Consider the following 22,914-nt stretch of genomic DNA (forward strand, 5'->3'; position numbering starts at 1 on the left):
CCGTTTCCGATGAGCGGAGTGGGACAGTGGCAAGTACAGATGTGCTGATCGTTGGCGCCGGGGCGGCCGGGCTGATGTGTGCGATGACGGCGGCCGGGCGCGGGCGCCGCGTGCGGGTACTCGACCACGCCAACAAGGCCGGCAAGAAGATCCTCATGTCCGGCGGCGGGCGCTGCAATTTCACCAACCTGTACACCGAGCCGGCCAACTTCCTTTCGCGCAACCCGCACTTCTGCAAGTCGGCGCTGGCCCGCTACACCCAGTGGGACTTCATCGGCCTGGTGGCCAAGCACCAGGTGCCGTACCACGAGAAGAAACTCGGCCAGCTGTTCTGCGACAACAAGTCCAGCGACATCCTCGAGATGCTGCTGCGCGAATGCGCCGAGGCCGGAGCGGAAATCCTGCTGGACACCTCGATCGAAGAGATCGCCCGCGACGACGCCGGCTACCGCCTGCGTACCAGCGCCGGCGAGATGTGCTGCGAGTCGCTGGTGATCGCCAGCGGCGGCCTGTCGATCCCGACCCTCGGCGCCAGCGGTTTCGGCTACCAGGTGGCGCGCCAGTTCGGCCACGAGGTGCTGCCGACCCGCGCCGGGCTGGTGCCGTTCACCATCACCGACCAGCTGAAGGAGCTGTGCGCCGAGCTTTCCGGCACCTCCGTGGATTGCCGGGTGAGCTGCAACGGCCAAGTGTTCCGCGAGAACCTGCTGTTCACCCATCGCGGTCTCAGCGGCCCGGCGATGTTGCAGATTTCCTCCTACTGGCAACCGGGCGATACCCTGGAAATCGACCTGCTGCCGGACCACGACGCCAGCGAATGGCTGGCGCAGCAACAGCGCGAGCGTCCCAACAGCGAGCTGAAGACCCTGCTCGCCGAGTTGTTCACCAAGAAGCTCGCCGGACTGCTGGCCGACCGCTGGTTCGTCTCCAAGCCGATGAAACAGTACACCCCGGCCGAACTGGCGGGTATCGCCGGGCAGCTTTCGGCCTGGCGGGTCACGCCCTCGGGCACCGAGGGCTACCGCACCGCGGAAGTGACCCTGGGCGGGGTGAGCACCGACGAAGTGTCGTCGAAGACCATGGAGTCGCAGCGCTCGCCGGGGCTGTATTTCGTCGGCGAAGTACTGGACGTCAGCGGCCACCTCGGCGGCTTCAACTTCCAGTGGGCCTGGGCCTCGGGTTATGCGGCGGGACAGTACGCCTAGCGCGCCTCGGCCAGATAGGCCTCGGTGCGATAGGGCAGCGCTACCTGCTCCTTCCCCTTGAGCGCCGGGTGGCTGGCGACCAGCTCGCGCAATTGCGCCGCCACGGCGTTCTTTTCCGTCTCCGGCAAGGCGGCGATGAAGCTCACCGAAAGGAAGCGCGAGACGATCACCTGCTCCGGCGGGCCGACATGCTCGTAGGCGAAGGTGGAAAGTCGCAGCGGTCCGAAGGGCGCACGCTCGAACGGCCGACGCCAGTCGCCCTTGTAGAAACGCGGCGCATCGCCTTCGTAGGGGGTGATGATGCGGGTGATCTCGGCGACCCAATCCAGCGACTCGTCACGCACGTTCCACACCAGCCCCAGCCTGCCTTCCGCCGTCAGCACGCGGCGCATTTCCTCCAGCGCCTCCACGGTGGCGAACCAATGAAAGGCCTGTGCGCACACCAGGGCGTCGGCGAAGCCGTTGGCCAGCGGAATCGACTGGGCGCTACCGGCCAGCGCCTGGACCTGCGGCAAGGCTTCGGCGAGCTGGGCGCGCATCGCATCCACCGGTTCCACCGCGACCACCCGCGCGCCGGTACGGGCCAGCAGGCGGGTGAACTTGCCGGTGCCGGCGCCGAGGTCCACCGCGACGGTCTGCGGACGCAGGCCAAGGGCATCGCGCAGCCAGTCGGAGAGCGCTTCCGGGTACTCGGGCCGGCCCTGGGCGTAACGCTGGGCCTCGGCGCTGAAACCTTGCTGGGCGGCGCTGTGTACGGACGACATGAGGGACCTCCTGGGCGGCAGGGAAAGCCCGAGGTATAGCACAGCGGTTTTCCTCCGAATTCCAGACGAACGGTTCAAAGCCTTGCGCAGCGTGGCTCGCAGCCATTGGTCAGGGGCTTCGTGGACCTCTCGGGGAAGAGGCTATTGTCGATCCGAAGGCCCACCCGACGACCAGGGTAAAAGCATCCCGGCACACGCCGGCGTCCCCCGCCACAACCAGGAGTCAGCCATGAGCAGCGAAGTCAGCGCCATCCGCCAATTGATCGAAGACTGGCGAGCCGCCGTCCGCGCCAGCGACGTTCCGCGCATCGTCTCGTACTACGCGGAGGACATCGTCGCCTTCGACGCCATCCTGCAATTGCAATTCAAGGGGCGCGACGCCTACCAGAAGCACTGGCAGGCCTGCACCGAGATGTGCAAAGGACCGATGACCTTCGATATCGCCGAACTGCAGATCCATGCCGACCAGCAGGTCGCCTTCGCCCACTACCTCTGCCACTGCGGCGGCACCGGCCCGGACGGCCAGCCGCACTCCTCGTGGATGCGGGTCAGCGCAGGCTACCGCAAGCAAGGCGACGGCTGGAAGGTGATCCACGAGCATTTCTCGGCGCCGTTCGACATGGACGGCAAGGCGCTGTTCGACCTGCAGCCCTGACTCAGCGCCGCGCGGCGGTCGTCGCCGGGTCGACGCAGCGTTTCACTGCGCGAGGGCTGAGCAGCGAGCAAGGCTTGCCGACCAGGTAGCTGCGGTAGACCTTCAGCAGCGTAGCCTGGCTGTAGCGGCAGCCCTTGCCGCTCTTGCGCAGGCAGGGGCTCTCGAACTCGAAGCGACCGTTGACCGGCTCGGCCAGCTGGATGCGCAACGCCGGCCAGGTGGAGCGGTGCGGCGCCGGCGGGGTTTCCAGTCGGCGACCGTCGCGCACCACCAGTTCGCCGCCGGACTCTGCATAGTCGAAGACGAACAACAGGGTGCGCGAAGTCTTGGTCGTGCAGTCGCTACGCGCCAGGCAATCCTGCGGATCGGCGGGATCACGCGCTACGCTCGGCGACGCGGCCTCCTCGACGTCGCGGGACGGCGTGTGCAGGCCAGCGCAACCGGCCAGCAGGAGGAACGGCAGGGTCAGGAGCCAGCGGCGCATCGGATTTCCCCGGGACGGATGTGCAAGAGCCCCGACCAGCGGGGCTCCCGTTCGAACGAAGGCGCTTAGTTGACCTTCGGATCCAGCTCGCCGCGGGCGTAGCGCTGGAACATGCCTTCCAGGGAGATCGGCTTGATCTTGGAAGCGTTGCCGGCGGTGCCGAAGGCTTCGTAGCGAGCGATGCAGATGTCGCGCATGGCCTCGACGGTCTTGGAGAAGTACTTGCGCGGGTCGAACTCGCTCGGGTTCTGCGCCAGGAAGCGGCGGATGGCACCGGTGGAGGCCAGGCGCAGGTCGGTGTCGATGTTCACCTTGCGCACGCCGTACTTGATGCCCTCGACGATTTCCTCGACCGGCACGCCGTAGGTCTCTTTGATCTCGCCGCCGTACTCGTTGATGATCGCCAGCCAGTCCTGCGGTACCGAGGAAGAGCCGTGCATCACCAGGTGGGTGTCCGGGATGCGCGCGTGGATTTCCTTGATGCGCTGGATCGACAGGGTGTCCCCGGTCGGCGGCTTGGTGAACTTGTAGGCGCCGTGGCTGGTGCCGATGGCGATGGCCAGGGCGTCGACCTTGGTCTTCTTCACGAAGTCGGCGGCTTCTTCCGGATCGGTCAGCAACTGGCTGTGGTCCAGCACGCCTTCCGCGCCGACGCCGTCTTCCTCGCCGGCCATGCCGGTTTCCAGGGAACCCAGGCAGCCCAGCTCGCCTTCCACGGACACGCCGCAGGCATGGGCGAACGCCACGGTCTGCTGGGTCACGCGGACGTTGTAGTCGTAGTCGGCAGGGGTCTTGCCGTCTTCACGCAGGGAGCCGTCCATCATCACCGAGCTGAAGCCCAGCTGGATGGAACGCTGGCAGACGTCGGGACTGGTGCCGTGATCCTGGTGCATGACCACCGGGATGTGCGGGAATTCTTCGATCGCGGCGAGGATCAGGTGGCGCAGGAAGGGCGCGCCGGCGTATTTGCGAGCACCGGCGGAAGCCTGGACGATCACGGGCGAATCGGTCTTGTCGGCCGCTTCCATGATGGCGCGCATCTGCTCGAGGTTGTTGACGTTGAAGGCCGGCACGCCGTAGCCGAATTCGGCGGCGTGATCCAGCATCTGGCGCATGCTGATGAGTGCCATGGTTCTCGTATCTCCCAATCGCGGGGTCGTTCAGTGATTCAGAAGCCTGCCGCAGGGGCAGGCCCGGTTCAAGTTCCTTGCGAGGAGCGGTCGCGGCGCCGCGCCCCTGCCGGCGCGACTCAGCGCGCCTTGCAACCGCGACCGATGAGGTCGTCGGTTTCGACCCAGTACACCAGGCCTTCGTCGTTCTCCAGGTGGAAGCCCAGGCGTCCGTCGCTATAGAAAGCGCCGACGGCCGCAGGTTCCTGCTCCAGATGGTGGACCACGTCGTCCTCGTCCTTCAGGCGCAGGTCGACGATGTTCTTGCTGCCGTCGATATAGCGCCATTCGATCACCGCCTTGCTGTCGCAGGTCCAGCGGGTCCAGTCCTTGCCACCGGGCTTGCCCGAGGAGCCGGAGCAGCCGGCCAGCAGGGCCGCGGCGGCGAGGCCGCCGAGCAGGGCGATACGCGAGTAGTTCATGTCCATCCTCCATCCGTGCGGAACGCTCCGCCGCACCTCGCCGGGCCGCAAGCGGCCCGCGCGGCGGCCGGCTGGCCTTGCCTGTCACAGGAAAGGCGCAATGCTACTGCGTACGCTGGCGAATCCCCAGCCCTTTCCGTAGAAACTGGCAGAAAAGCACTACGGGCATTCCACCGGCTTTTGTCCGGCGGTCGGATCGCCGCTGCTCTGCTGCTCGACCCGCTGGCGGTTCTGCTCGGTCGGCACCATCACGTCCGGCGGACTGATCACCTCGCAGGTGCTCGGGCGTCGACCGCCATCGCCGCTACAGGCGGCCAGGCCCAGGCAGAACATCAGGAGTGGCAAGGTTACGGAACGCATGGGGCACCTCCTTTTTTCGTCGTCCTCAAAGGTGTGACCCCCGAGGACGGCGAATGGTTTGCCCCGTCTGCGTCAGCCCTTGGCGCGCTGCTCCAGGATTTCCACGGCCGGCAGGACCTTGCCCTCGACGAACTCGAGGAACGCGCCGCCACCGGTGGAAATATAGGAGATCCGCTCGGCGATGCCGTACTTGTCGATCGCCGCCAGGGTATCGCCGCCGCCGGCGATGGAGAACGCCGCGCTATCGGCGATGGCATTGGCCAGGGTACGGGTGCCCTCGCCGAACTGGTCGAACTCGAACACCCCGACCGGACCGTTCCACAGGATGGTCTTCGAGGTCTTCAGCAGCTCGGCGAACTGCGCGGCGGTCTGCGGGCCGATGTCGAGGATCATGTCGTCGTCGGCGACCTCGGCGATGGCCTTGACGGTCGCCACGGCGCTCTCGGCGAATTCCTTGGCCACCACCACGTCCACCGGCAGCGGCACCTTGACCTTGGCGGCGATGGCCTTGGCGGTCTCGACCAGGTCGGCCTCGTACAGCGACTTGCCGACCTTGTGTCCGGCCGCGGCGAGGAAGGTGTTGGCGATGCCGCCGCCGACGATCAGCTGGTCGCAGATGCCGGCCAGGCTGTTCAGCACGTCGAGCTTGGTGGAAACCTTGGAGCCGGCGACGATCGCCGCCATCGGCCGCGCCGGGTTGCCCAGCGCCTTGCCCAGCGCGTCCAGTTCGGCGGCCAGCAGCGGGCCGGCGGCGGCGACCTTGGCGAACCTGGCCACGCCGTGGGTCGACCCCTCGGCGCGGTGGGCGGTACCGAAGGCATCCATCACGAACACGTCGCACAGCGCGGCGTACTTCTGCGCCAGCTCGTCGGCGTTCTTCTTCTCGCCCTTGTTGAAGCGCACGTTCTCGAACAGCACCAGGTCGCCCGCCTTGACCTCGACGCCGTCGAGGTAGTCGGCCAGCAGCGGCACTTCGCGGCCCAGGGCCTTGGACAGGTACTCGGCCACCGGCTTCAGGCTGTTCTCGGCGGAGAACTCGCCCTCGGTCGGACGGCCCAGGTGCGAGCAGACCATCACCGCCGCGCCCTTCTCCAGGGCCAGCTTGAGGGTCGGCAGGGCGGCCTTGATCCGTGCATCGCTCTGCACCTGGCCGTCCTTCACGGGCACGTTGAGGTCCTCGCGGATCAGCACGCGCTTACCTTTGAGGTCGAGGTCAGTCATCTTCAACACGGTCATGACAATCAGTCCTTGGGTACTTGTTGATCAGGCACGGCGGCGCGCAGGTAGTGTCCGGCGACGTCGAGCATACGGTTGGCGAATCCCCATTCGTTGTCGAACCAGGCCAGCAGGTTGACCAGGCGAGGCCCGGAAACGCGGGTCTGGCTGCCATCGACGATGGCCGAATGGGGGTCGTGGTTGAAATCGCAACTGGCGTGCGGCAGCTCGGTATAAGCCAGCAGTCCGCGCAGCGGGCCGCTTTCGGCGGCCTCGCGAAGCACCCGGTTGATCTCGGCGGCGGAGGTGTCGCGGGAAGTCTGCAGGGTGATGTCCAGCGCCGAGACGTTCACCGTGGGCACGCGTATGGCTTTGGCCTGGATGCGCCCGGCAAGTTCCGGCAACAGGCGTTCGATGCCGCGCGCCAGACCGGTGGACACCGGGATCACCGACTGGAACGCCGAACGGGTACGGCGCAGGTCCTCATGGTGGTAGGCGTCGATCACCGGCTGGTCGTTCATCGCCGAGTGGATGGTGGTGATCGACACGTATTCCAGGCCGATCGCCTCGTTCAGCAGCTTGAGCAGCGGCACCCCGCAATTGGTCGTGCAGGAGGCGTTGGAGACCAGCGTTTCGCGGCCGCTGAGGTCCTGCTGGTTGACCCCATAGACGATGGTGGCGTCGATGTCCGCCTCGCTCGCCATCGGCTGCGAGAACAGCACCCGCGGCGCGCCGGCGCGGAGGAAACGCTCGGCCTGGGCGCGGTTGGTGTACTGGCCGGAGCACTCCAGCACCAGGTCGACCCGCAGCGCCTGCCAGTCGATGGCCTCCGGAGTCGGGCTGCGCAGCACCTTCACGCAATCGCCGTTGATGTGCAGGCAGTCGCCGTCGACCTTCACTTCGCCGGGAAAGCGGCCATGGGTGGAGTCGAAGCGGGTCAGGTACTCGACGCTGGCCTGGTCGGCCAGGTCGTTCAGCGCGACGATCTCGAAGCCCAGTTGCTCCGGGCGCTCGTGCAGCGCGCGCAGGACGCAGCGGCCGATACGGCCATAGCCATTGAGCGCGACGCGAAAAGGCGGGGTGGACATCGGCAGGGAGAGCTCCGGCAAGGGGCCAGTGAAAGGCGCCAATTATGCGGGGGATGGGCCCGCCTGGGAACCGTCCGCGACCCGCGCGGCGCGGCGTGCGCCGCGGCAACGGCTCGCCTGCAGGCGCTGAAACGATTCATGCGACACCTGGCTGGCGCGACCGCGTTCCGCTGTGCAAGGCTCGCCCGCATCCACCGACCGCCAGGAGCGCCAGATGCCCCGCTTCGCTGCCAACCTCAGCATGCTCTACCCCCGACACGACTTCCTCGATCGCTTCGCCGCTGCCGCGGCGGACGGCTTCGAGGGCGTGGAGTACCTGTTCCCCTATGCCTACCCTGCGGCCGAACTGAAGGCCCGGCTGGACGACCACGGCTTGCGCCAGGTGCTGTTCAATGCCGCACCCGGCGACTGGGACAAGGGCGAGCGCGGCCTGGCCAGCCTGCCGGGGCGCGAGGCCGAATTCCGCCGCGCCATCGCCCAGGCCATCGACTATGCCCAGGTCCTCGGCAACCGCCACATCCATGTCATGGCCGGACTGCTGCCGGCCGGCGCCGACCGCATCCGCCACCGCGAGACCTACCTCGACAACCTCGCCCATGCCGCCCGCGAGGCCGCCGGCGCCGGGCTGACGGTGCTCATAGAGCCGATCAACAACCGCGACATGCCGGGCTTCTTCCTCACCCGCCAGGACGACGCCCAGGCCATCTGCCGCGAGGTCGGCGCGGACAACCTGCAGGTACAGTTCGACTGCTACCACTGCCAGATCGTCGAGGGCGACCTGGCCACCACCCTGCGTCGCGACATCGGCAATATCGGCCACGTCCAGATCGCCGGGGTACCCGACCGCCACGAGCCGGATGACGACAACGAAGTGAACTACCCCTACCTGTTCGAGCTACTCGACCGGCTCGGCTACCAGGGCTGGATCGGCTGCGAGTACCGTCCGCGCGGCGACACCTCGGCAGGCCTGGAATGGCTGCGGCGCTGGCGCGCTACTCGACGCGACGGATGATCGGCTCCAGCGCGTCCAGGCGCTCGCGGGCGGCCAGCCAGTCGCGCACTTCCGCGCACCACTGTTCTTCCTTCAGCACCGCGCGGGCACGGGTCAGCACTCGCGGCCAGGGACGGTCGTCGAACAGGCGCAGCAGCACCTGGTTGAGCTGTTCGCTATCCAGCGGCCGGCGTCCACGGCGCACCGGGGCGTCGACCCGCTGCGCCAGCGATTGCAGCACCCGTTCGCGCTGTGTCGTATCCACCGGCATCGGCTGCTCGTCGTAGGCACAGAGCACCAGGATCTCCGGCGCGACGTTCTCCAGCAGGCCAGCGCGCAGCCGGCAGTGGCCATCGAGGATCACGCAGGCATCCAGGCAGTTCAGGCGCAGCGCCAGCACCGGCGGCAGCTCGCCTTCGCGGGCCTTCTTGCGCCACCACTTGACCCGCCCCTCGTCATCCTCGACCCGGCGCAGGGCGATCAGGGCGTCGTTGTCGCGTCCCCACCAGTCGAGCCACTGCACCCAGTCGTCGTCGAGGACCTTCTCCAGGCTGTAGAAGCGCCAGTCCGGCAACAGTGCGTCGCGCCCGACGCTGCGGTAGCGCCAGCGTTCCAGCACCCGTTCGCGCGGATCGTGGCTCTGCGGTGGCTGCCAGGCGGGCACCTGCTCGGCGAGCGACAGGCGCAGCAACCAGCGCCCGGCCTCCAGGCAACTGCCCGGGCTGGTACGCAGGGTCTCGACGAAATAGCGGCTCCAGGCCTTGTAGCGGGCCTCGCCGCGCAGGCCGCGCAACGCTTCCAGGGTCGGCGAGTCGATGGGCGGCACGCTGGCCTGCGCCGGGCTCGCCGCGACCAGGCTCTTCACCAGCCAGATGCCATCGTGGTACGGCAACTGGGTGGCCCAGAGCAGCGGCTGATCGCCACGCATCAGGCGAATGCGGGCCTGGCCGCCGGATTGCAGATGAAGGAAAGAGGGCGCCCGATGGGCGCCCTCCACCTGGACCGCGAGGCCCAGCCATTCGCCATTGGCGGGGCTTTCGAGGTCCCGCCAGTAGAGCGTGTGCATCAGTCTTCCAGCAGCTCCTCGGCCACCGCCAGGACGTCGTCCAGGGTGAAGCCGAAGTGCTCGAACAGCGCCGGGGCCGGAGCCGACTCGCCGAAGCTGGTCATGCCGATGATGCGCCCGTCGAGACCGACGTACTTGTACCAGTAGTCGGCATGGGCGGCCTCGATGGCGATGCGCGCGCCGACTTCCACCGGCAGCACGGACTGCTTGTAGGACTCGTCCTGCTGCTCGTAGACGCTGGTGCACGGCATCGATACCACGCGGACCTTGCGGCCCTGCTCGCTGAGCTTGTCGTAGGCCTGCACGGCCAGGCCGACTTCCGAACCGGTGGCGATCAGGATCAGTTCCGGCTCGCCTTCGCAGTCCTTCAGCACGTAGCCGCCGCGGGCGATATCGGCCACCTGGGCGACGTCGCGCGCCTGGTGCGGCAGGTTCTGGCGGGAGAAGATCAGCGCGGACGGACCGTCGGCACGCTCGATGGCATGCTTCCAGGCCACCGCCGACTCGACCGCGTCGGCCGGGCGCCAGGTGTCCAGGTTCGGGGTCAGGCGCAGGCTGGCCAGTTGTTCGATCGGCTGGTGGGTCGGGCCGTCCTCGCCGAGGCCGATGGAGTCGTGGGTGAACACGTAGAGCACGCGCTGCTTCATCAGTGCGGACATGCGCACGGCGTTGCGCGCGTATTCCATGAAGATCAGGAAGGTCGCACCGTAGGGAATGAAACCGCCGTGCAGGGCGACGCCATTCATGATCGCGCTCATGCCGAATTCGCGCACGCCGTAGAACACGTAGTTGCCGGCGGCGTCGTCGGCGCTGACGCCCTTGCAGCCCTTCCACAGGGTCAGGTTGGAGCCGGCCAGGTCGGCGGAACCGCCGAGCAGCTCCGGCAGCAGCGGGCCGAAGGCGTTCAGCGCGTTCTGGCTGGCCTTGCGGCTGGCGATGGTCTCACCCTTGTTGGCAACATCGGCGACGTAGGCCGCGGCCTTCTCGGCGAAGTCGGCCGGCAGCTCGCCCTTCAGGCGGCGCAGCAATTCGGCGGCCAGTTCCGGATGGGCAGCCTGGTAGGCGGCGAAACGCTTGTTCCACTCGGCTTCCTGGGCGGCGCCGGATTCCTTGGCGTCCCACTCGGCGTAGATCTGCGCCGGGATCTCGAACGGAGCGTGCTCCCAGCCCAGCGCGGCGCGGGTCGCGGCGATCTCGTCGGCGCCCAGCGGCGCGCCGTGGCACTCTTCCTTGCCCTGCTTGTTCGGCGAGCCGAAACCGATCACGGTCTTGCAGCAGATCAGGGTCGGCTGGTCGCTCTTGCGCGCGGTATCGATGGCGGTCTTGATCTCGTCGGCGTCATGCCCGTCGACGTTGCGGATCACTTGCCAGCCATAGGCCTCGAAGCGCTTCGGGGTGTCGTCGGTGAACCAGCCGTGGACCTCGCCGTCGATGGAAATGCCGTTGTCGTCGTAGAAGGCGATCAGCTTGTTCAGGCGCAGGGTGCCGGCCAGCGAGGCGACCTCATGGGAAATGCCTTCCATCATGCAGCCGTCGCCGAGGAAGGCGTAGGTGTAGTGGTCGACCACCGCGTGGCCGTCGCGGTTGAACTGGGCGGCCAGGACCTTCTCCGCCAGCGCCATGCCCACCGCATTGGCGATGCCCTGGCCGAGCGGGCCGGTGGTGGTCTCGACGCCGGCGGTGTAGCCGTACTCCGGGTGGCCCGGGGTGCGCGAGTTGAGCTGGCGGAAGTTCTTCAGGTCCTCGATGCCGAGGTCGTACCCGGTGAGGTGCAGCAGGGAGTAGATCAGCATCGAGCCGTGGCCGTTGGACAGCACGAAGCGGTCGCGGTTGGCCCACTGCGGGTTGCTCGGGTTGTGCTGCATGTAGTCGCGCCAGAGGACCTCGGCGATATCGGCCATGCCCATCGGGGCGCCCGGGTGGCCGCTGTTGGCTTTCTGCACGGCATCCATGCTCAGTGCACGGATGGCATTGGCTCGCTCACGACGGCTGGGCATCGCAATTCTCCTACGGGGGTTGCTGGTCGGAAGACCAGGAGTGAAAAAAAGGGCGCCATTTTCGCCCACCGAAGGCCCAAGGGGCAATGACAGATCGGCAGGGGGACAGTATGTCGCTGCCGACCGGTTTTGCCAGAAGCCTGGCGCAGCCGGATTGCAATTGCGCGACGGCCACCCGTCATCAATATCAAAAATTTTTGATACAGGCATTGCCGGGGTTCGGACCCGGTACTAGACTGCGCCTCCATGAGCCTTCGCGTGCCTTCGATACGACCAGACGACTACGACCCGCTCGCCGCGCTGTGCAAGGCGGCTGGCGACTCGCTGCGACTGAATGTGTTGCGCGCCCTGGCCAACGATTCGTTCGGCGTGCTGGAGCTGGCGCAGATCTTCGCCATCGGCCAGTCGGGCATGAGCCACCACCTCAAGGTGCTGGCCCAGGCCGGGCTGGTGGCGACGCGCCGCGAGGGCAACGCGATCTTCTACCGGCGTTCGCTGCCCCTGGCCGAACGCACCGGCGGCGCGCTGCACGCGGCGCTGCTGGAGGAAGTGGACGAACGGGCGCTACCCGACGACGTGCGGGCGCGGATCGATGCCGTGCACGCCCAGCGCGCGGCGGTCAGCCAGGACTTCTTCGCCCGCGCGGCGGACAAGTTCCAGGCCCAGCAGGACCTGATCGCAGGACTGCCGCAATACCGTGAGAGCGTGTTGGCCTTGCTCGACGCACTGGCCTTCGCCCCCGGCGCCACGGCGCTGGAGGTCGGCCCGGGGGACGGCGGGTTCCTGCCGGAACTCGCCAGGCGTTTCCGCCAGGTCACGGCGCTGGACAACAGCGCGGCGATGCTGGAACTGGCGCGCCAGCGCTGCAAGGAAGAAGGATTGGGCAACGTCCGCCTGGAATTGGCCGATGCCCTGCAGGATGCCGCCGAACCGGCCGATTGCGTGGTGCTGAACATGGTCCTGCACCACTTCGCCGCGCCGGCGGAGGCGCTGAAACAGTTGGCCCGCCTGGTCCATCCGGGCGGCAGCCTGCTGGTGACGGACTTGTGCCGGCACAACCAGGGCTGGGCCAGGGAGGCCTGCGGCGACCTCTGGTTGGGTTTCGAACAGGAGGACCTGGCCCAGTGGGCCGACGCCGCAGGGCTCACGCCCGGCGAGAGTCTTTACATTGGTTTACGCAATGGCTTCCAGATCCAGGTCCGGCACTTCGCCAGGGATGCATCCGAAAGCCGCCTCACCCACCGGTAATGTAGGAACCGATTGATGAGCGAATATTCCGTTTTCACCTCCGAGTCCGTGTCCGAAGGCCATCCGGACAAGATCGCGGACCAGATCTCCGACGCGGTGCTGGACGCCATCATCGCCAAGGACAAGTACGCTCGCGTGGCATGCGAAACCCTGGTCAAGACCGGCGTGGCGATCATCGCCGGTGAAGTCACCACCTCCGCCTGGGTCGACCTGGAAGAGCTGGTGCGCAAGGTCATCATCGACATCGGCTACGACAGCTCCGACGTCGGCTTCGATGGCGCCACCTGCGGCGTGCTGAACATCATCGGCAAGCAGTCGGTGGACATCAACCAGGGCGTCGACCGGGCCAAGCCGGAAGACCAGGGCGCCGGCGACCAGGGCCTGATGTTCGGCTACGCCAGCAATGAGACCGACGTGCTGATGCCGGCGCCGATCTGCTTCTCCCACCGCCTGGTCGAGCGCCAGGCCGAGGCGCGCAAGTCCGGCCTGCTGCCATGGCTGCGCCCGGACGCCAAGTCCCAGGTGACCTGCCGCTACGAAGGCGGCAAGGTGGTCGGCATCGATGCGGTGGTGCTGTCCACCCAGCACAACCCGGAAGTCTCCTATAACGACCTGCGCGACGGCGTGATGGAGCTGATCATCAAGCAGGTGCTGCCGGCCGAGCTGCTGCACAAGGACACCCAGTTCCACATCAACCCGACCGGCAACTTCGTGATCGGCGGCCCGGTCGGCGACTGCGGCCTGACCGGACGCAAGATCATCGTCGACTCCTACGGCGGCATGGCCCGCCACGGCGGCGGCGCGTTCTCCGGCAAGGACCCGTCCAAGGTCGACCGCTCCGCCGCCTACGCCGGCCGCTACGTGGCGAAGAACATCGTCGCCGCCGGCCTCGCCGAGCGTTGCGAGATCCAGGTTTCCTACGCCATCGGCGTGGCCCAGCCGACCTCGATCTCGATCAACACCTTCGGCACCGGCAAGGTCAGCGACGAGAAGATCGTGCAACTGGTCCGCGAGCACTTCGACCTGCGCCCGTACGCGATCACCAAGATGCTCGACCTGCTCCACCCGATGTACCAGCCGACCGCGGCCTACGGCCACTTCGGTCGTCATCCGTTCGAGCTGACCGTGGACGGCGATACCTTCACCGCGTTCACCTGGGAGAAGACCGACAAGGCCGCTCTCCTGCGCGACGCCGCCGGCCTCTGAGCGACCGCGCGATGAAAAAGCCCCGCTTCGGCGGGGCTTTTTCGTTTCCGGCAGGCTCAGCGCATGCGGAAGGCTTCCTGGTGGAACAGCCGCAGCGGCATGCCCTGCCGGCGCAGATCGCGGCGCAGGCTGTCGGCCAGCCCCTGCGGACCGCAGAACCAGACGCTCGGCCAGCGTCCTTCGGCGCTCTTCAGCACGCCCAGTTGCGCCGCCTGCGGCTTGCCCTGCTCGTCGCTATAGCGGATGTGCAGGATCACGCTGGGCAAGCGTTCGCAAAGCTCGCGCAAGCGCCCGGCGAACAGCGCTTCCTGGGAATTGCGCACGCAATAGTGCAGCTCCACCGACGGCGCGCTTTCCGGCGCGGCCTGCAGCGACTCCAGCCAGGCGATGAACGGCGTCACGCCGATCCCGGCGGCGACCCAGACCTGCCGCCCGGCCAGGCCACGGCGGAAGTCGAAGCAGCCGTATGGCCCCTCCACCTCGACCCTGGCGCCGACCTCCAGGTTGTCCTGCAGGCGCCGGGTGTAGTCGCCCAACGCCTTGATGCTGAAGCGCACCTCGCCGCAGCCGCGGTCGGCGCTGGCGATGGTGAACGGATGGGCACCCTCCAGGCGGTCGCAGGTGAGAAAGGCGAACTGCCCGGCCCTGTGCGACCAGTCGCCCTGCAGCCGGCAGGTCACCTCGAGCAGGCTTTCGCCGTGCCGCTCGACGGCGGTGACCACGCCCGCATGGCGGCGCGCGCGACCGATCCGCCCGCTCAGAGACAACAGTGCGCAGGCCGAACCGAGCAGAGCGCAGGCCGCCACCAGCCAACCGGCCGGCTGGCTCCAGTAGCTGGCCGGGGCGAGCACCACGGAATGGAAGGCCAGTACCAGGTAGACCAGGGCCAACGCCTTGTGCACATAACGCCAGAGGTGATACGGGAAGCGCTGCCAGAGAGTGATCAGCAGCATCCCGCCGAGAATCCACGCCGACCATTCACCCAACTCCTTGGCCGAGCCACGGAAGACATCGAGGAAGGTTTCCACCCGCGGGCCTTTCACCGGTTTGCCGACGATACCCGCCAGCCAGGGGCCGGCCAACTCCAGCAGGTAGTGCAACAGGCCGAGGACGATGGCCAGGATGCCCGCCCACTTGTGCAGGCGGTACATGCGGTCGAGCCCGTCCAGCGGCTTCTCCAGCCAGACCGGACGCACCGCCAGCAGCATGATCAACGACATCAGGGCGAAGGACGCTACCCCGGTAAGCAGGATCGCCTGCTTGCGCACCACCCAGATATCCAGGCTCGCCGGCGGATCGACGGCCAGCGTCAGGCCCCAGGCCGCCAGCGCGGCGGCGAGAACTCCCCATAACAGTTTCATTGGCACCACTCCCCGACAGAACGCGCGAATCGCTGGAATGAACCCTGCGCGTCCAGTCTTAATTGTCCCTTAACTTCATGAGGGAATTAGCGAGGCCAGCGAGGTTTTCCCGCACAGCCATGACCTGCGTCAATCGTTGTCGGCCTTCAACCCCGGGGTGGGCGGAGCTATGCTGGTCCGCCGCGCCTACCGCCGAGCCGTGCCATGAAGATCCGCCTGCTGTCCGACCTCCACCATGAGCATTTCGACGGGCGACGCCAACTGCCAGAGGTCGAGGCCGACGTGGTGGTGCTGGCCGGCGATATCCACAGCCACCTGGAAGGCCTGCACTGGGCCCGCGAGACCTTCGCCGACAGCGAGATCGTCTACGTCGCCGGCAACCATGAGTTCTACTCCTCGGAAATGACCGACCTGACCCAGGCGATGCGCAATATCGCCCGGGCGCTGGAGATCCACTTCCTGGAAAACGACGAAGCGCGGATCGGCCCGGCGCGCTTCCTCGGCGCCACCCTGTGGACCGACTTCCAGCTCTATGGCGCGGACGGCTATGCGCCCGCCCATGAGCTGGCCCTGCAATCGATGCCGGACTTCAGTTGCATCGACTGGTTCGGCGGCGACTTCACCCCCGAGCAGAGCATCGCCCTGCACCGAGCCTCGCGCGACTGGCTCGCCGAACAGTTGGCGCGGCCCCACGACGGCGCGACGCTGGTGGTCAGCCACCACGCGCCCAGTGCGCTGTCGATCCCGCCGCAGTTCGTCGGCAACCCGCTGTCGCCAGCCTTCGCTTCCAACCTCGACGAACTGGTGGCGCAGGCCGACTACTGGCTGCACGGTCACGTCCACGATGCCCTCGACTACCGCATCGGCCGGGCACGGGTGCTGGCCAATCCGGGCGGCTATCCCCACGAGAGAGGCGGGTTCCGTCCGGAATTCGTCTTCGAGGTCTGAGCCTCAGCGCGGCAACTGGCTGAAGAAGCGCCAGATTTCCGCTGGCGCGTCCAGTTCCGGGTCGCTCTTGCCGAGAATCCGCGGGAAGCGATAGTCCGGCTGCGCCAGCACGTGGCCGCCGCCATGCACGCTGAGCAGCTCCACCGGCGGATGGCCGTCTTCCTGCCAGCGCTGGCGCTCGGTCCAGACCGGGCCGGGACGGGTCAGCGGCGCCACGTCCGGCGGCGCGGCGATGCCGTTCAGGCCGGCCCACCAGCGTGCCGAGTCCAGGGTCGAGCGTACCGCGCCCCGGTCGCCGAAGCCGAACAGGCTGACCTTGCCGCCGAGATAGGGATTGATCGGATCGCGCGTGCCGTTGATCAGCAACGCCGCGGTCGGCCGCTCGACCGGCCGACAGGCATCGTTCTCCGTGGTCGGCAGGCTCGCCGCCACCGTTGCGATCGCCGCCGGCAACCCCGGTGCTTCGGCGGCCAGGCGGAAAGCCATCTGGCCGCCATTGGAGTAGCCGGCGACATATACCCGCTGCGGATCGACGCGGTATTCCTGGGCCAGCCGCGCCACCAGCGCGCGGAGGAAAGCCACGTCATCGACGTCACGCAGCCGCGCCGAATAGCTGGCGGCCTTGCGGCAATCGTTCCAGTGGCCCTCGAAGCCGTCCGGGTAGGCCACCAGGAAACCTTCTTGCGCCGCCAGCCGGTCGAAGCCGTAGCCGCTGATGCGGCGCATCTGCGCGCCGTCGCCCCGTGAGCCGTGCAGCACCACCAGCAACGGCGCTCCCTCGGTCACGCCCGGCGGCACGTAGAGCAGGTAATGCCGGCGCAGGCCCGCGACCTTCAGGCTCGAGTCCTCGCTGTGGCCGGCCAGCGCGGGGGTGCGCAGGGCCTCGTCCTGCAGCCACCACCAGGCGCCGGCGAGCAGCGCCAGGACCAGCAGCAGGATAAGCGTGCGAACCAGGCGGATCAGCGTACGCATCGCGGTTCTCCCGTTCTCGGCGTCTTCGGACAACGTTAGGCCGGGTTGCGCCGGAATGCCCGAACCATGGCCCTTCTCCAGAGACACCGGGGCGGCGTACTTTGCTCCCGGACAACCACAACCGTGCCGTTTGCTGGCACACTTGCGCCTTTGTCACGCCGGCTGCCGCCTGCCTCATCCGCCTGCCAGGACGCTCGGCCGAGCCGTCGTCCGGCAACCGCACCGGCCGTTCGATCAAGGAGCCAACCGATGTCCATTCGTCCTTCACTGCCGCTGGCCGGGCTGCTGCTCGCCGTCTCCCTGCCGCTCTCCGCCGCCCAGCCGGGCACCACCAAAGGCGCCCCGCTCAGCGGTTGCGCCGCCAAGCAGGCCGCCATCGAGGCGAAGCTGGAAACGGCCCGTTCGTTCGCCAACGAAGGCCAGGTGGCCGGCTTGGAAAAGGCCCTCTCCGAGGTCAAGGAACACTGCACCGAAGCCGGCCTGCTGAGGGAGAACAAGCAGAAGGTGATCGACAGCGAGCGCGAGGTCAGCGAACGCGAGAAGGATTTGCGCAAGGCCATGGGCAAGGGCGATCCGGAGAAGATCGAGAAACGCAAGGCCAAGCTGGCCGAGGCCCGCGCCGAACTGGAAGAGGCCAAGAAAGGCCTGGAACAGGCCCAGGCACAGTAGGACACCAGGTACCGCCCTACGCCTCGCGCCTCCCACGCAAGGCGTATGATGCCCATGGCGTTATCCGCCATCCGCGCCGCAGCGGGACACCAGGTGCCGCCCAGCGCTGCCGCAACGGCGGATGAGCGCCAGCGCTCATTCGCCCTACCCCTCGCGCCTTCCAGGCAGGGCGTATGACGCCCGGTCCGGCCTCAGAGCGCGCGGAATTTCTTGTGGCAGGCTTCGCAGGCGTCTTCCACCGCGGCGAAGTCCTTGCGCACGCCATCCGGGGTCGGCGTGGCCTGGCGAGTGTTGTCCTGGAGACGGTTCATCGCGTCGATGAAGACCTGGGTGGCGGCCTTGAACTCCTGCTGGCGCTGCCAGACCTCGTCCTTGGCGCGGGTGTCCTCGCCCTCCTCGCCGGCCTTGGGACTGGGGAAGTACTGCCAGGGCTGGTCGGCCAGTTGGTGCAGCTTCACCGATCCGGCGCGGAACTTCTCCGCGTCGAAGGGCAGGCGTCCGCGGAGCATCCCGCCCATGTCCTCGCTGGTCCGTAGCATTTCCTTGAAGATCGCCTGGCGCTTGGCCTCGGGCGAATTGGGATCCATACGGTGACAGCCGCTCAGGGCGACGCCGGCCAGCAGCACGACGAGCAGGGACTTCAGCTTCATGGCAAGGCTCTTTTTTCAGGGTCGATCACGGAAGCGGCGGATTATCCGCCGCCACCGCCGATTGATCCAGAGCCGCGCGCCCGCACTGCGGCCATAGGCCGCAGCGGGCTGCTCAGGCGGAAACCACGAAGAACGCGGCGATGAGCAGCATGCCGACGAACCAGACCAGCGAGCGCAACGGCCCCCAGTCGGCGAGGTAGCAGATGACGTAGAGCAGGCGACTGGTGATCCAGGCAATGGCCAGGCTATCCAGGGTCGCCTGCGAAGCGTTGCCGACCAGATGGGCGATGATCACCGCCGCGGCGAACGCCGGGGTCACTTCGAAAGCGTTCAACTGGGCGTTGTTGGCACGCCGGCGAAAGCCTTCGAGCGAACCGAGGAACGCCCTCGGGTCGGCGTTGGCCCGACCGCCGTAGCCCTCCCCGCCGAACTTGGCGATGGAGGTACAGACGTAAGGCAGGAAGATCGCGATCAGCACGCACCAGAAAGCGATGGTCATGGCAGTTCCTTGTGGTTGTGGAACTGCAACTCAAGCTGGCGCCGCTCGTTCTGTAAAGGCACAGCCCCTTCAGAGTTTCATCAGCAGCATTCCGGCCAGCACCAGGCCGCACGCCAGCAGGCGCGGCAGTCCGAACGGCTCGTTGAGGAAGCGCATGCCGAACAGCACCGCCAACAGCACGCTGGTCTCGCGCAACGCCGCCGCTTCGGCGATCGACCCCAACTGCATGGCCCACAGCACCAGGCCGTAGCTGGCCAGCACGCAGACCCCGACCGCCAGGCCGAGCTTCCACTCCAGCGCCCAGAAGCGGGCGAAGGCGCGGGTTCGCGCGCCGGCGGCGATCAGCGGGAACGGCAGGCCGGAGAGCAGCGTCAGCCAGACCAGGTAGTCCAGCGCCAACGGCCAGCGCTTCAGGGCGTTGCCGTCGCTCCAGGTGTATCCGCCGATGCACAGGCCGATCAGCAGCACCACCGGCAGGGTCCGCCAGGGCAGGCGCGAACCGCCGCCGCCCCAGAGCAGGCAAAGCATGCCGAAGGGAATCAACAGGATGCCGAGGATCTGCCGGCCGCTGAGCTGCTCGCCGCCGAACGCCAGGGTCAGGCCCAGCACCACCAGCGGCGACAGCCCGCGCATCAGCGGATAGACCAGGCCCAGGTCGCCGACCTTGTAGGCCTCGATCAGCAGTACCCGGTAGAGCAGTTGCAGGACGGTGGCGCCGAGCAGCCAGGGCCAGACTTCGGCCGGCGGCAGGCTGACGAAGGGCAACAGCAGGATGGCGCAGAGCACGCCGACCACGTCCATGCAGGCGACGACCAGCAAGCGGTCGCTGCTGAACTTGACCAGGGTGTTCCAGGTGGCGTGGAGAACGGCGGCGCACAGCACCAGGCTGGTGGCTAGCATGATGGTCCTTTTGGTATAGACCAGGATAGTCTATCCCGGCGGAGCCTCCAGATGCTCACCCCGTTGCGGCGTTTTTCCCTGAAAGCTCCTACGAAAGCGGAGAAACATGCAGCAGACATCGTTACGTCAAACGGCTTAATCTTCGGGCAATCCTGATGGACTACCATCGGCCAGCGCCGCACAGTGCCGGCCCGGCCTCCCTTATCAACGACACAGGAATCCCTGCCTTGAGCGCTCTCCTCAAGCCCCTCGACAACCGCTTGTTCTGGCCCGCGGTCGCCATCGGCGGCCTGCTGATCCTCGCTTTCGTCCTCTACCTCCAGCACGTGCGCGGCTTCGCGCCCTGCTCGCTGTGCATCTTCATTCGCCTGGACGTGCTCGGCCTGGTGCTCGCCGGGATCGTCGGCAGCCTCGCCCCGCGTTCACGGATCGCCGGCGGCATCGCCGCGCTGGGCATGCTCGCCGCCAGCCTGGGCGGGATCTACCACGCCTGGTCGCTGGTCGCGGAAGAGAAACTGGCTGCCCAGGGCATGGGCAGTTGCAAGATGTTCATGGGCTTCCCCGAATGGATACCGCTGGATACCTGGCTGCCGCAGGTCTTCCAGCCCGAGGGACTGTGCGGCGAAGTGGTCTGGACCCTGCTCGGCCAGTCCATGGCGGTCTGGTCGCTGGCGCTGTTCGTGTTCTGCCTGCTGGCCCTGGCGGCCAAGCTGGCATTCGGCCGCCGCACCGCCTGACAGCGCCGATATCCGTGCCGGCACAAGGAACGTGCTGGCCATTGGCTGGTCTACAATCGAGCTTTCTCAACCCGGATGAGTACCACCATGCCTCGATTCCTCAGAAATGCCCTCCTTCCCGTCCTCGCCCTGCTGCTCAGCGGCTGCGGCTACAACGCCATGCAGGCCGGCGACGAACAGGTGAAAGCCGCCTGGTCGGAAGTGCTCAACCAGTACCAGCGGCGCGCCGACCTGGTGCCCAACCTGGTCAGCACGGTGAAGGGCTATGCCTCCCATGAGGCGTCGGTCCTGACCCAGGTCACCGAGGCCCGGGCCAAGGTCGGCAGCGTGCAGCTGAACGCCGACCAACTGGACGACGAGCAGGCCGTGCAGCGCTTCCAGAAGGCCCAGGGCGAACTGAGCTCGGCGCTTTCGCGCCTGCTGGTAGTCACCGAGAACTACCCGCAACTGAAGGCCGACGGCCTGTTCAAGGACCTGCTGACACAACTGGAAGGCACCGAGAACCGCATCGCCGTCGCTCGCGGCCGCTACGTCAAGTCGGTACAGGAATACAACGTGCTGCTGCGCCAGTTCCCCGGCGTGATCACCGCCAAGCTGTTCGGCTACAAGCCCAAGGCGAACTTCAGCGTGGAAAACGAAGCGGCCATCTCCACCGCGCCGAAAGTCGATTTCGGCAACCCGCAACCGGCGCAGTAAGCCATGCGCCGGCTGCTACTGGGCGCCGGGCTGCTGCTCGCCAGCCTGGTCGCCTGGGCCGATGTGCCACCGATACCCGCGCTGACGGCGCGGGTCACCGACCTCACCGCGACCCTTTCCGGCGACCAGCGCCAGCACCTGGAGCAACAGCTCGCCGCCCTGGAAGCCAAGAGCGGCGCGCAGCTCGCGGTGCTGCTGGTCCCGACCACCGGCGACGATTCCATCGAGGAGTACGCGGTGCGTACCTTCGAGAAATGGAAGCTGGGCCAGAAGAAGGTCGACGACGGCGTCCTGCTGCTGGTGGCGAAGAACGACCGCACCCTGCGCATCGAGGTCGGCTACGGCCTGGAAGGGGCCATCACCGACGTCCAGGCCGGGCGGATCATCAGCGAGCAGATCACGCCGCAGTTCCGCCAGGGCAATTTCTATGGCGGCATCCAGGCCGGCGTGGACAGCCTGGTGCAACTGATCGATGCCGAGAAGAACCCGGACAGCGCTACCGCCAGCACTCCCGTCGACGCCTTGCCGGCGGTTCCCGAGGCCACGCCGCCGCGGGCCCTGCCGGCACCGGTCGACGAGGGTGAGGTGTATGACAGCGCCCCGCCGGAGCCGAAGAAGAAGAGCGGCCTGAGCGGACAGCTCTGGGGCAATCCGGTCTACCTCGGTGTCTATGTGGCGGTCCTGCTCGCCGTGGCCCTGCTCGGACGCCTGCTGCCGTTGCAGTGGATGCGGCGGCGCAGCATCGGCCGCTTCCTGCTTTGCAGCGCGGCGGTCGCCGGCCTGGCCTGGCTGTTGAGCATGGGCCTGTGGCAGAACGTCGACCGCGCGGCGGACGACAGTCTCGGCGTACTGGCCCCGACCCTGTTCATCTACGCCCTGTTCCTGCTTCCCGGCGAAGTGCTGATGGCCATTCTCAGCGCCATCCTCAATAGTCGCGGCGGCGGTGGGGGAGGCGGCAGCGGCGGTGGCAGCATCTTCCGCGGTGGCGGCGGCTCCAGCGGCGGCGGCGGCGCCTCCGGACGCTGGTGACGAAAAGCCCGAGGCCTGTGCCTCGGGCTTTTTTCATCGGTCGGCGACGGTTCTCGCCGATGCCGGAAGTCTTCGCCGCTATCCGGCAAACGACAGGGTAACGCGCTTCGTCAGGCGTATACCCAGAGCACCCTGACCGGCGCCTGGCTGCGGTTGGCATAGCGGCTGCGCATATGGCTGGGAATCTGGAAACCGTCGCCGGCCTGCAGGCGCAGCTCCTCGTCCTCCAGCCACAGGGTCAGCTCGCCTTCGAGCACGTAGCCACCCTGCTCCGAGCTGTCCAGCAGGTCGCGCTCGCCGCTGTCGGCACCCGCTTCAAGGCAGGTTTCGAGCATGAAGAAGGCACCGCCAAGACGCGGCGACACCAGGTTGTCGCTGGCGCCACGAGCGTAGGCCAGGGTCCGACGCTCGCCCGGACGGGTCACCCAGGGCGAGGCCTGGGTCTTCGGCGAGCAGAAGAAGTAGGTCGCCGGCACCCCGAGCACCTGGCTGATGGCGACCAGGTCGTCCACCGCCGGCCGCGACAGGCCGCGCTCGACCTGGGAGACGAAGCAGGGCAATCGCATGAACGCCTGCCGATTTG

25 protein-coding genes are annotated in these 22,914 nt (G+C 67.4%); 10 read left to right on the forward strand and 15 right to left on the reverse strand.

What is annotated here, in order from left to right:
* Nucleotides 1-26: 26 nt before the first annotated feature.
* Nucleotides 27-1,205, forward strand: a complete 1,179-nt coding sequence (locus tag HMPREF2924_RS15245) for a BaiN/RdsA family NAD(P)/FAD-dependent oxidoreductase (protein ID WP_003129183.1) — start codon at nucleotides 27-29, stop codon at nucleotides 1,203-1,205.
* On the opposite strand, the gene HMPREF2924_RS15250 is transcribed toward HMPREF2924_RS15245, so the two are convergent.
* A complete protein-coding gene (locus tag HMPREF2924_RS15250; protein WP_003084969.1) occupies nucleotides 1,202-1,969 on the reverse strand; it encodes a class I SAM-dependent methyltransferase in 768 nt (255 codons plus the stop codon). The two genes, HMPREF2924_RS15245 and HMPREF2924_RS15250, sit on opposite strands and share 4 nt — an antisense overlap.
* Nucleotides 1,970-2,198: 229 nt before the next feature.
* Here HMPREF2924_RS15250 and HMPREF2924_RS35900 point away from each other — a divergent pair, with 229 nt between their 5' ends.
* The gene (locus HMPREF2924_RS35900) at nucleotides 2,199-2,624 is read left to right on the forward strand and encodes a YybH family protein (RefSeq protein ID WP_003110219.1); all 426 of its coding nucleotides are present in this window, start codon (nucleotides 2,199-2,201) and stop codon (nucleotides 2,622-2,624) included.
* A gap of 1 nt (nucleotide 2,625) precedes the next feature.
* On the opposite strand, the gene HMPREF2924_RS15260 is transcribed toward HMPREF2924_RS35900, so the two are convergent.
* The 6 genes from HMPREF2924_RS15260 to epd all read right to left on the reverse strand — a co-directional run bounded on the left by HMPREF2924_RS15260 (nucleotide 2,626) and on the right by epd (nucleotide 7,362).
* Nucleotides 2,626-3,108, reverse strand: a complete 483-nt coding sequence (locus HMPREF2924_RS15260) for a hypothetical protein (RefSeq protein WP_003129179.1) — start codon at nucleotides 3,106-3,108, stop codon at nucleotides 2,626-2,628.
* A gap of 65 nt (nucleotides 3,109-3,173) precedes the next feature.
* A complete protein-coding gene (fba, locus tag HMPREF2924_RS15265; RefSeq protein ID WP_003084964.1) occupies nucleotides 3,174-4,238 on the reverse strand; it encodes a class II fructose-bisphosphate aldolase in 1,065 nt (354 codons plus the stop codon).
* Nucleotides 4,239-4,357: 119 nt separating this feature from the next.
* The gene (locus tag HMPREF2924_RS15270; RefSeq protein WP_003084963.1) at nucleotides 4,358-4,699 is read right to left on the reverse strand and encodes an MliC family protein; all 342 of its coding nucleotides are present in this window, start codon (nucleotides 4,697-4,699) and stop codon (nucleotides 4,358-4,360) included.
* A 159-nt stretch (nucleotides 4,700-4,858) separates the two neighbouring features.
* A complete protein-coding gene (locus HMPREF2924_RS15275; protein ID WP_003084961.1) occupies nucleotides 4,859-5,059 on the reverse strand; it encodes a hypothetical protein in 201 nt (66 codons plus the stop codon).
* A 72-nt stretch (nucleotides 5,060-5,131) separates the two neighbouring features.
* Nucleotides 5,132-6,295 (reverse strand): phosphoglycerate kinase, encoded by a 1,164-nt coding sequence (locus HMPREF2924_RS15280; RefSeq protein ID WP_003084960.1) that lies wholly within the window; start codon nucleotides 6,293-6,295, stop codon nucleotides 5,132-5,134.
* A 5-nt stretch (nucleotides 6,296-6,300) separates the two neighbouring features.
* Nucleotides 6,301-7,362 carry an erythrose-4-phosphate dehydrogenase gene (gene epd / locus HMPREF2924_RS15285; protein WP_003084958.1) on the reverse strand — a complete coding sequence of 354 codons (1,062 nt, stop codon included), beginning with the start codon at nucleotides 7,360-7,362 and terminating at the stop codon, nucleotides 6,301-6,303.
* 214 nt (nucleotides 7,363-7,576) lie between these two features.
* Here epd and otnI point away from each other — a divergent pair, with 214 nt between their 5' ends.
* Nucleotides 7,577-8,374 carry a 2-oxo-tetronate isomerase gene (gene otnI / locus HMPREF2924_RS15290; RefSeq protein WP_003129176.1) on the forward strand — a complete coding sequence of 266 codons (798 nt, stop codon included), beginning with the start codon at nucleotides 7,577-7,579 and terminating at the stop codon, nucleotides 8,372-8,374.
* On the opposite strand, the gene HMPREF2924_RS15295 is transcribed toward otnI, so the two are convergent.
* Nucleotides 8,355-9,419 carry a hypothetical protein gene (locus HMPREF2924_RS15295; RefSeq protein ID WP_019485375.1) on the reverse strand — a complete coding sequence of 355 codons (1,065 nt, stop codon included), beginning with the start codon at nucleotides 9,417-9,419 and terminating at the stop codon, nucleotides 8,355-8,357. The genes otnI and HMPREF2924_RS15295 overlap by 20 nt on opposite strands.
* Nucleotides 9,419-11,416, reverse strand: a complete 1,998-nt coding sequence (gene tkt / locus HMPREF2924_RS15300; protein WP_003129158.1) for a transketolase — start codon at nucleotides 11,414-11,416, stop codon at nucleotides 9,419-9,421. The genes HMPREF2924_RS15295 and tkt overlap by 1 nt, the downstream gene beginning before the upstream one ends.
* Nucleotides 11,417-11,662: 246 nt before the next feature.
* Here tkt and HMPREF2924_RS15305 point away from each other — a divergent pair, with 246 nt between their 5' ends.
* A complete protein-coding gene (locus HMPREF2924_RS15305; protein WP_003113231.1) occupies nucleotides 11,663-12,664 on the forward strand; it encodes an ArsR/SmtB family transcription factor in 1,002 nt (333 codons plus the stop codon).
* 15 nt (nucleotides 12,665-12,679) lie between these two features.
* Nucleotides 12,680-13,870, forward strand: a complete 1,191-nt coding sequence (metK, locus tag HMPREF2924_RS15310; protein WP_003084948.1) for a methionine adenosyltransferase — start codon at nucleotides 12,680-12,682, stop codon at nucleotides 13,868-13,870.
* A 56-nt stretch (nucleotides 13,871-13,926) separates the two neighbouring features.
* Here metK and HMPREF2924_RS15315 read toward each other — a convergent pair whose 3' ends face one another.
* Nucleotides 13,927-15,231 (reverse strand): ferredoxin reductase family protein, encoded by a 1,305-nt coding sequence (locus tag HMPREF2924_RS15315; RefSeq protein WP_003129156.1) that lies wholly within the window; start codon nucleotides 15,229-15,231, stop codon nucleotides 13,927-13,929.
* A 204-nt stretch (nucleotides 15,232-15,435) separates the two neighbouring features.
* On the opposite strand from HMPREF2924_RS15315, the gene HMPREF2924_RS15320 reads away from it, so the two are divergent.
* Nucleotides 15,436-16,179: a metallophosphoesterase gene (locus tag HMPREF2924_RS15320; RefSeq protein WP_003129154.1), complete on the forward strand. Its 744-nt coding sequence runs from the start codon at nucleotides 15,436-15,438 to the stop codon at nucleotides 16,177-16,179.
* Nucleotides 16,180-16,182: 3 nt separating this feature from the next.
* On the opposite strand, the gene HMPREF2924_RS15325 is transcribed toward HMPREF2924_RS15320, so the two are convergent.
* Nucleotides 16,183-17,151 carry a CE1 family esterase gene (locus tag HMPREF2924_RS15325; RefSeq protein WP_003129152.1) on the reverse strand — a complete coding sequence of 323 codons (969 nt, stop codon included), beginning with the start codon at nucleotides 17,149-17,151 and terminating at the stop codon, nucleotides 16,183-16,185.
* 249 nt (nucleotides 17,152-17,400) lie between these two features.
* Between HMPREF2924_RS15325 and HMPREF2924_RS15330 the strand changes: the two genes are divergently transcribed.
* The gene (locus tag HMPREF2924_RS15330; RefSeq protein ID WP_003084937.1) at nucleotides 17,401-17,820 is read left to right on the forward strand and encodes a DUF1090 domain-containing protein; all 420 of its coding nucleotides are present in this window, start codon (nucleotides 17,401-17,403) and stop codon (nucleotides 17,818-17,820) included.
* 191 nt (nucleotides 17,821-18,011) lie between these two features.
* Here HMPREF2924_RS15330 and HMPREF2924_RS15335 read toward each other — a convergent pair whose 3' ends face one another.
* The 3 genes from HMPREF2924_RS15335 to HMPREF2924_RS15345 form a co-directional block, all read right to left on the reverse strand.
* Nucleotides 18,012-18,470: a c-type cytochrome gene (locus HMPREF2924_RS15335; RefSeq protein ID WP_003129150.1), complete on the reverse strand. Its 459-nt coding sequence runs from the start codon at nucleotides 18,468-18,470 to the stop codon at nucleotides 18,012-18,014.
* A 112-nt stretch (nucleotides 18,471-18,582) separates the two neighbouring features.
* Nucleotides 18,583-18,969 (reverse strand): MAPEG family protein, encoded by a 387-nt coding sequence (locus tag HMPREF2924_RS15340; protein ID WP_003101585.1) that lies wholly within the window; start codon nucleotides 18,967-18,969, stop codon nucleotides 18,583-18,585.
* Between the two features lie 69 nt (nucleotides 18,970-19,038).
* A complete protein-coding gene (locus HMPREF2924_RS15345) occupies nucleotides 19,039-19,869 on the reverse strand; it encodes a DMT family transporter (protein WP_003084928.1) in 831 nt (276 codons plus the stop codon).
* A gap of 227 nt (nucleotides 19,870-20,096) precedes the next feature.
* Here HMPREF2924_RS15345 and HMPREF2924_RS15350 point away from each other — a divergent pair, with 227 nt between their 5' ends.
* From HMPREF2924_RS15350 to HMPREF2924_RS15360, 3 genes are all read left to right on the forward strand, one after another.
* On the forward strand, nucleotides 20,097-20,606 hold the full coding sequence (locus HMPREF2924_RS15350; RefSeq protein ID WP_003101580.1) for a disulfide bond formation protein B: 510 nt from the start codon (nucleotides 20,097-20,099) through the stop codon (nucleotides 20,604-20,606).
* 87 nt (nucleotides 20,607-20,693) lie between these two features.
* Nucleotides 20,694-21,302, forward strand: coding sequence for a LemA family protein (locus HMPREF2924_RS15355; RefSeq protein ID WP_003084923.1), 609 nt, complete (start codon nucleotides 20,694-20,696; stop codon nucleotides 21,300-21,302).
* A gap of 3 nt (nucleotides 21,303-21,305) precedes the next feature.
* On the forward strand, nucleotides 21,306-22,331 hold the full coding sequence (locus tag HMPREF2924_RS15360; RefSeq protein WP_003129149.1) for a TPM domain-containing protein: 1,026 nt from the start codon (nucleotides 21,306-21,308) through the stop codon (nucleotides 22,329-22,331).
* 110 nt (nucleotides 22,332-22,441) lie between these two features.
* Here HMPREF2924_RS15360 and HMPREF2924_RS15365 read toward each other — a convergent pair.
* The coding region (locus HMPREF2924_RS15365; RefSeq protein WP_070700547.1) for a helix-turn-helix domain-containing protein at nucleotides 22,442-22,914 on the reverse strand (473 nt) is incomplete at its 5' end.

Origin of the sequence: Pseudomonas sp. HMSC063H08, assembly GCF_001813645.1 — a bacterium.
Classification (GTDB): domain Bacteria; phylum Pseudomonadota; class Gammaproteobacteria; order Pseudomonadales; family Pseudomonadaceae; genus Pseudomonas; species Pseudomonas aeruginosa.